The 7,368-nt window shown below is 67.9% G+C and carries 3 protein-coding genes and 3 pseudogenes; 4 read left to right on the plus strand and 2 right to left on the minus strand.

Going from position 1 to position 7,368, the window contains the following annotated elements; all coding sequences use genetic code 11:
• Positions 1–218: 218 nt before the first annotated feature.
• Entirely contained in the window at positions 219–1,574 is a 1,356-nt protein-coding gene (locus tag ACLML9_RS14715; protein WP_411946051.1) for a hypothetical protein, read from the minus strand.
• Positions 1,575–1,649: 75 nt separating this feature from the next.
• On the opposite strand from ACLML9_RS14715, the pseudogene ACLML9_RS14720 reads away from it, so the two are divergent.
• The 3 genes and pseudogenes from ACLML9_RS14720 to lon all read left to right on the plus strand — a co-directional run.
• Positions 1,650–1,907: pseudogene (locus tag ACLML9_RS14720) on the plus strand (cyclase family protein); the annotation flags it as partial.
• Positions 1,904–2,248: pseudogene (locus tag ACLML9_RS14725) on the plus strand (thiamine pyrophosphate-binding protein); the annotation flags it as partial. The pseudogenes ACLML9_RS14720 and ACLML9_RS14725, both read left to right, overlap by 4 nt.
• 165 nt (positions 2,249–2,413) lie before the next feature.
• Positions 2,414–4,759, plus strand: coding sequence for an endopeptidase La (gene lon / locus ACLML9_RS14730; protein WP_411946053.1), 2,346 nt, complete (start codon positions 2,414–2,416; stop codon positions 4,757–4,759).
• Between the two features lie 241 nt (positions 4,760–5,000).
• Here the strand turns inward: lon and ACLML9_RS14735 are convergent, their stop codons facing one another.
• Entirely contained in the window at positions 5,001–6,122 is a 1,122-nt protein-coding gene (locus ACLML9_RS14735) for a winged helix DNA-binding domain-containing protein (protein WP_411946052.1), read from the minus strand.
• Positions 6,123–6,803: 681 nt separating this feature from the next.
• Between ACLML9_RS14735 and ACLML9_RS14740 the strand changes: the two are divergent.
• Positions 6,804–7,368 (plus strand): annotated as a pseudogene (locus ACLML9_RS14740) (hypothetical protein); the annotation flags it as partial.

Here is a 7,368-nt window from a genome sequence, read left to right on the forward strand (position 1 = left end):
CGGACGTCACAACTCAGGTGCGGGACCGGTGATCGGTCGCATCTCCACGAACCGCCGGGCGGACGGCGTGGCGGAGACTGCCCGCCACCTGTTTCGCCTGGCCGGGCGCGGCCGGTCCCGCCCGCGGGTGCTCGACGTGGGTGGCGGGCCGGGGCGGCCGGGCCGTCGCCGAGCCCGGGGTCGCGGGCGAACGGGTGCCCACGTGCCGATACGAGTGGCTACCAGCCGAAGATCAGCAGATGGGTGGCGCCGACCAGCAGCCCGAGCACGGCACCGTGCAGATAGAGCAGCCAGGCATCCTGTTCGACCGAGGCGTAGAACATCTCCATGAATTCACCGGGTGTCAGCTGTTGTAGCTTGCGGGCCGCGAACTCGTCGATGTTCTCGGCCTGCTCCCGGATGAAATCGGCGTCCCCCACCAGCGCGGGTGCCAACCCGACCGCCGCGCCCGCCGCCCCGACTTTCAGATTGTCGAACTGCCGTCGCCCGAACGCGGCCCGGACCACCGAGGTGGTGCGGCCGAGTTGGCGGTGGATCTCGTCGGAGATGAGCTGTTCGAGCAGCAGCCGGGTCTTGTCGCCGTTGGGGCCGTTGAGCAACTCGTTGGACAGGTTGGGCAGGGTGAGCACCTGGTAGGCGAGGATATGGGCCAGATCGGTGGCCGCCTGCGGCTGCCGTTTCGCCAGCAGTGCCTGTTTCCAGATGTATTTGTATCGGGGTTGCGGATCGCCGGGGGTGAACACCACGCGTACGGCGATGATGTTCACCACGACCCCGATGAGCGCCGAGGCCGCCAGCACGATCGCCCAGGACGGAACCCAGCCCCAGACCGGTATATCGGAGTGGATGTGCAGGTAGAGCGCGAGCAGCAGCCCGAACGGGGCGCCGAGCAGGCCGACGCGGACCATGAACTTCAGTTCCGGCGCCGCGATGGTGGTGGTGAGGTCCTTGAGGATCTGCGGATTCTCCTGCAGATACCGGATCACGAAACCCTTCACATCGATGAGCTGATCGACATTGTCGCCGAGGGAATCGAACGCCCGGCCGGTGAGGTCGGGCAGTTCCCGTTCCACCCGCTGATAGATCAGTTGCCGCATCGCCCGGGGCACGGCATTCCACAGATCCGGGTTCTCCCGGTTCATCACCTCGTCGACAATGCTCTTGACCTGTTTCCGGGCCAGGGCCGCGACATAGTCGGCGATACCGTCGAGATCCAGTTCGTGGATGAAATCCCGGGGACTACCGATCCGCAGCAGGGCCTTGTCCACACAGATACTGGCCATCTTCTCGGCGCGTGCCGGAATGAAACCCTGGAAACCCAGCCGGGACCCGTCCTCGGAAAAGGTCGGCAGTACCTGGACCCGGCGCGGCAGATAGGGATACAGCACGTCGAGCCCGGGAATCCGGATACCGCGGAACAGCAGCGGCCAGAACAGCATCAGCACACCGGTCCAGTTGGTGAGCCAGCCGGCCGCCGCGCTGAATATCGGAAAACTGATCAGATCGACGACGAACTTGCTCTGACCCGTGAGTTCTTCCCAATTGATCAACACTCCGGACGAGAGTGTGATCATCGCGCGCTCCCCTTGGGCCGGATCGGGTATTCGAGATCATCACATTGTCATCGGCCCTCCCGGGTGTCAATCAGGGCTCACCGGCGGGGCCTGACCGGGCTCGGCGTGGAAACCGTCGGGGTCGACGCCGGACTGACCGGCGGTTTCGACCCCGCCTTCCCGGTGCACCACTACTTCCTCGGCAACGACAAATACGGCCTCACCACGCTGCGTAACCTCGGCCGGCTCCCCGCGGTGGGCGCGATGCTGGTGGTGAGTCCGCTGCCGATCGTCGGCGGTACCGGAAGCCCGTCGCAGGTGTTCGCGGTGCTCGATCGGGCCGGCGCGGCATGACCGCGGACGGCTCCTCCGGTTACGGTTCGACCGTCGCCGATGTGGTGGGCGGGGTGCTGGCCGGGCTCGGCGCCGGGCACAGCTTCGGGGTCGTGGGCAGTGGCAATCTCGTGATGACCAACGCCCTGCGCCGGGGTGGCGTGCCGTTCACGGCGGCTCGGCACGAGGGCGGTGCGGCGAGTATGGCCGACGCCTACACGCGGATGTCGGGTCGGGTCGGGGTGCTGTCGCTGCACCAGGGCTGTGGGCTGACCAACGCCATGACCGGGATCGGTGAGGCCGCCAAGAGCCGTACCCCGATGATCGTGCTGGCCGCGGACAGTCCGGCGGCGGCGCTGCGGTTGCCGTGCGGTGTATTCGCCGTCGGCGAACAAGGGTGCGGGGTGGAACAAAGGCGAACCCGACCAAGTTGAGTGGGTGTAGCTCAACTATTGGAGGTTGTGTTCGTGACTACACCACTGAATCTTCCGGTGCTGTTCCTGACCGATCCCATCGTGCTGCCCGGGATGGTCGTACCGATCGAACTGGACGAATCCGCGCAGGCGGCCATCGACGCCGCGCAGGCCGCACAGACCGGGACCGTGCTGCTGGCGCCGCGTCTGTCCGCGGGTTACGCCGCCTACGGCGTGATCGCCACCATCGAACAGATCGGCCGGATGCGCGGGGGTACGCCCGCCGCGGTGCTGAAGGCGGAACGGCGCGCGAAGATCGGTCACGGGGTCACCGGCCCCGGCGCCGCCCTGTGGGTGGAGGCCGAACCGGTCGAAACCCCCGCCGCCGACGGACGCACCCGGGAACTGGCCGCCGAGTACAAGAAGCTGGTCGTCGCGGTGCTGCAGAAGCGCGAGGCGTGGCAGATGATCGACGCCTTCAACCAGCTCACCGATCCGTCCGCCATCGCCGATACCGCCGGCTATGCCGCGTATCTCACCGATGAGCAGAAACGCGAACTGCTCGAGACCCCGGATGTCGCGCAGCGGCTGAACCGGCTGATCGAATGGACCCGGGCCCATATCGCCGAGGCCGAGGTCACCGAGAAGATCGGCGACGAGGTCCGCGAGAACATGGAGAAGAGCCAGCGCGAATTCCTGTTGCGCCAGCAGCTCAACGCCATCCGCAAAGAACTCGGCGAAGACGAACCGGACGGCGCCGACGACTACCGCACCCGCGTGGAACAGGCCGATCTGCCCGGCAATGTGCGGGAGGCGGCGCTGCGTGAGGTCGGCCGGTTGGAGCGCTCCAGCGATCAGAGCCCGGAATCCGGGTGGATCCGCACCTGGCTGGACACCGTCCTGGAACTGCCGTGGCAGGTGAAGACCGAGGATTCCACCGATGTGGCGGCCGCCCGGGCCGTGCTCGACGCCGACCACCACGGCCTGGACGAGGTGAAGGACCGGATGGTCGAGTATCTGGCGGTCCGGGCGCGGCGTGCGCAACGCGGCCTGGAGGTCGTGGGCGGACGCGGGTCCGGCGCGGTGCTGGTGCTGGCCGGTCCGCCCGGGGTCGGTAAGACCTCACTCGGTGAATCGGTCGCCCGCGCGCTGGGCCGCAAGTTCGTCCGGGTCGCCCTGGGCGGGGTGCGGGACGAGGCGGAGATCCGCGGTCACCGGCGCACCTATGTGGGCGCCATGCCGGGCCGGATCGTGCGGGCCATCAAGGAGGCCGGTTCGATGAACCCGGTCGTCCTGCTGGACGAGGTCGACAAGATCGGTTCCGATTTCCGGGGCGACCCCGCGGCGGCCCTGCTCGAGGTGCTCGACCCCGCGCAGAACCACACCTTCCGCGACCACTACCTGGATATGGACCTGGACCTGTCCGATGTGCTGTTCCTGGCCACGGCCAATGTCATGGACACCATCCCCGGCCCGCTGCTGGACCGGATGGAAGTGATCACGGTCGACGGGTACACCGAGGACGACAAGGTGGCCATCGCCCGCGACTTCCTGCTGCCCCGGCAGCTGGAACGCAACGCGCTGACCGGCGCGGAGGTCCGGGTCACCGACGCGGCGCTGCGCGAGGTCGCGGCGAACTACACCAGGGAGGCCGGGGTCCGGCAGCTGGAGCGGCTGATCGCCAAGGCATTGCGCAAGGCGGCGACGCGCCTGTCCGAAACCGGTGCCGCACCGGGCGCCGATGTGGGCGTCGAGACGGGTACGGCGTCCGGGCACACCGAGGCCACGGCACCACCGCTGACCATCGATATCGCGGAACTGAAGGATTACCTCGGGCGTCCACGCTTCACTCCGGATTCGGCGGAACGCACCGCGGTACCGGGTGTGTCGACCGGCCTGGCGGTCACCGGGCTGGGCGGCGATATCCTCTACATCGAGGCCAACACCGCCGAGGGTGACCGGGCCCTGACACTGACCGGCCAACTGGGCGACGTCATGAAGGAATCGGCGCAGATCGCGCTGACCTACGTGCGGTCGCACCTGGGCGAGATCGGCATCGAATCGACGGTGCTGGACGGCAACCTGCACGTCCACGTGCCCGCCGGTGCCGTACCCAAGGACGGACCGTCCGCCGGTGTCACCATGGTCACCGCGCTGGTGTCGCTGGCACTGGGCCGCCCGGTGCGCTCCGATGTCGGAATGACGGGCGAGGTCACGTTGAACGGCCGGGTGCTGCCGATCGGCGGGGTGAAGCAGAAACTGCTCGCCGCGCAGCGTGCCGGCCTCAAGACAGTGTTCATCCCGGCCCGCAACGAGCCGGACCTGGACGATGTCCCCGCCGATGTGCTGGCCGAACTCGACGTTCGTCCGGTGGGCGACGTCGCCGAGATCCTGGCCTACGCCATCGAACCGGTGCGGGAACCGGCTCTCGACGGCCCGGCCTTGGCGGCCAGCGCCTGATCCACGATCCAGGGCCGCGGCAACCTGTTCGGGTTGCCGCGGCCCTTTCGGACGCAGCGATGTCTTCCGAGCGATCCCGGCACCGGTCCATCCGTCACGTCACTCCACCCGAACTCCGTGCTGCAATGTTCCCGGTGCGCCCGCATGTTCCACCGATGCAGTCACTGATTCGGCCGGGCCGGCCACGAGCAGCCCGATGGCGACGACGGTGCTGCCCCTCGGTGCGCACAGCCATCACCGATCACGCTTGTTGTCGGGGTCTGTCGAGGATGACGTCGCGGGTCTGTGATCCGGGGTCGGTGAATGCCAGCAGTGCGTGAGCTTCTTCGGTGACAGCGGCCGCATCCTGTGTGGTGAATGGCCGTTCATAGGGGCGGATGTGAATTGTCGCGGCTCCGGGGCTTCGGCTGATCGTCCAGTCGCCCGCGGTGAATCCGTCGACCAGCAGGATCTGCGGAGCGGGGCGCTGGGTGCGGTAGCCCTGCCTGCCGTGCTCGTCGGTGATCACGCGGGTGCGGTCCGCGTGTGAGAGCAATACGTTGTCGAAGTCGTACAGAAACCTCGGCGGGGCGGGGGTGTCGGGGTCCGGGCGTGCAGCGTCGGGTAGGTCGAAAAGCTCCTGGCCGTGCTGATCCTGAAAGATCATCAAGCCTGGTCGAATTCGGTCGACGATCTCGCGCAGCCCGGTGAGGCCGGACCACCTCTGCATATCTTTCACGCCGGCGGGGCCGAAGGCGGTCAGGTAGCGCAGGATCATCTGGTCGAGCGAAGCGGTCATCGTTTGTCCTGTGCCGAGCCACGCGTCGGCGGTGGTGTGAGCGATCGGCCCGCTACGGCCCCAGACACCACGTGGTGGCACCTGCACCAAAGGCACCTGGTTGCGGATGGCGTAGACCAGCGAGGCGGGTGCGCGGCCGGGCCAGCGTTGGCCGAGTAGCGCGCCGAGCTGCTTGTTCGTCAGCGGTTTCGGGGCCAGTAACTCGATGCCGTCGGCGATCAGTTTCGCCATATCGATACCTTCGATGGGCTTGCCGTGTGTGTGGTTGCGGTAGAGGTCACGATCCAATACAGGTTGGATCAGCGGACGCAGCGCACGTGCGTCGTCGGGGGTGACCAGGTGAAGCGTCGAGCGCATCAACGCGATTCGAATCAACTTGCGGTCGGTGAGCAGGTGGGCGGCCTGTTCAGGGACGAAACCCGTCAGTCGTGACCACAAGCCGACGTACCAGGTGTGCGGGGTCTGGGCTTGCAACCCGACCAAATGCTCCACCGCGTCGATGACGGAAAACTCGGAGCGGCGCAACAGCAACTGCCGATCGAGAGTGGCGCGGTTGAGCGCCCGACGACCGAGTACTTGCGTCATCAGCAGAACCTTTCGACAGAACAGTGGGGTTGGTGGCGCCGGGGCTCCGGAGCCCGCCGAAGCTCGGACGGATACATCCGGGCAGCGCGCACGCCCCGCGCCGCCCACCGATCGCCGTGCATATCAGTACCGCAGCGAGGACACCGAACACACCTGAACCTGCATCATCCAGTTTCCGTTCGCCGACTGCGTTCGCGGGCGAGTGGGCTGTTCATTCGGGAGCAGGGTTGGAAGGCTGGACTGGCGATCGAACCCTGAGTCGGGCTGACCCGCTACCGCAACCGGATATGGGTCGGGCAGACCCTCGACCGGATCACCGACTGCGACACCGGCCTCGCCGCACGTCTCGGTTTCGCCGACCGGGCGCACCTGACCCGCACCGTCCGCGAACACCTCGGCGCCCTGCACCGACTGCTGACCTCCACCCTGCAACCGAGCCGCTGAAGCTGCACCCCAGTGGCGCTGATCGGGACCGCCGCGAGCATCGGGCGGCCCGCTCCGGCCGCGGGCGCCGGTCCGTGCGACCGGGCCGGGTCGTAACCGAGCACCGCATCGACATCGGCGACTCCATACATCGGCCTCTTCCCTGCCGTGGCCAGGAGTGACACCATCCGCAGAGGGCAACGTGACGAATTCCCGGCTGCCGGGGCGCCCGGCGCCGGTGGATGAACGAGGACGCTGATGCAGGACACGACGAGTTCGACCGGTTCTCCCGGGCCGGATCAGCAGGATCGGCGCACGATCGGCCGCTTCGCGGCGGGACTGAGCGGTCTGCTGGCCGCCGCGGTCGTGCTCGGGGTCGGTGAACTCGTCGCGGCACTGATCGCCCCGGCCGCTTCGCCCTTCCTGGCCACCGGGGCGACCGTGGTCGACCACACGCCGCAGGCGCTGCGCGAGTTCGCGATCGAACAGTTCGGTACCCGGGACAAGCTCGTGCTGTTCCTGAGCATGGGTGCGGCGATGGCGGTACTGGCCGTGGTCGCGGGATTGCTGGAACGGCGCCGGCCCTACGGCAGCGTGCTGCTGGCCGGGCTGTCGGTGGCCGTCTGTATCGCCGTGCTGCAGCGGCCGAACGCGACCGCCACGTTCGCCGTGCCGATCCTGCTCGGGGCCGGCGCCGGGATACTCACCCTGCGGGTCCTCATCGGCCGGGCGCCGCGCGGCCCGGCGTCGGAGGGTAAATCCGCGGGGGAGGTCGGTCCCTGGACCGGCTTTGGTGCCGGGCGCGGCCGTCAGGAAGTGCCTG

Source organism: Nocardia sp. NPDC002869 (genome assembly GCF_046764065.1).
GTDB classification, from domain to species: Bacteria; Actinomycetota; Actinomycetes; order Mycobacteriales; family Mycobacteriaceae; genus Nocardia; species Nocardia rhamnosiphila.

Bases quoted from the DNA above. Each gene is read 5' to 3' on its own strand.
- ACLML9_RS14715 (WP_411946051.1), bottom strand. From the start codon at position 1,574: ATGATCACACTCTCGTCCGGAGTGTTGATCAATTGGGAAGAACTCACG.
- ACLML9_RS14735 (WP_411946052.1), bottom strand. From the start codon at position 6,122: ATGACGCAAGTACTCGGTCGTCGGGCGCTCAACCGCGCCACTCTCGAT.
- lon (WP_411946053.1), top strand. From the start codon at position 2,414: ATGGTCGTACCGATCGAACTGGACGAATCCGCGCAGGCGGCCATCGAC.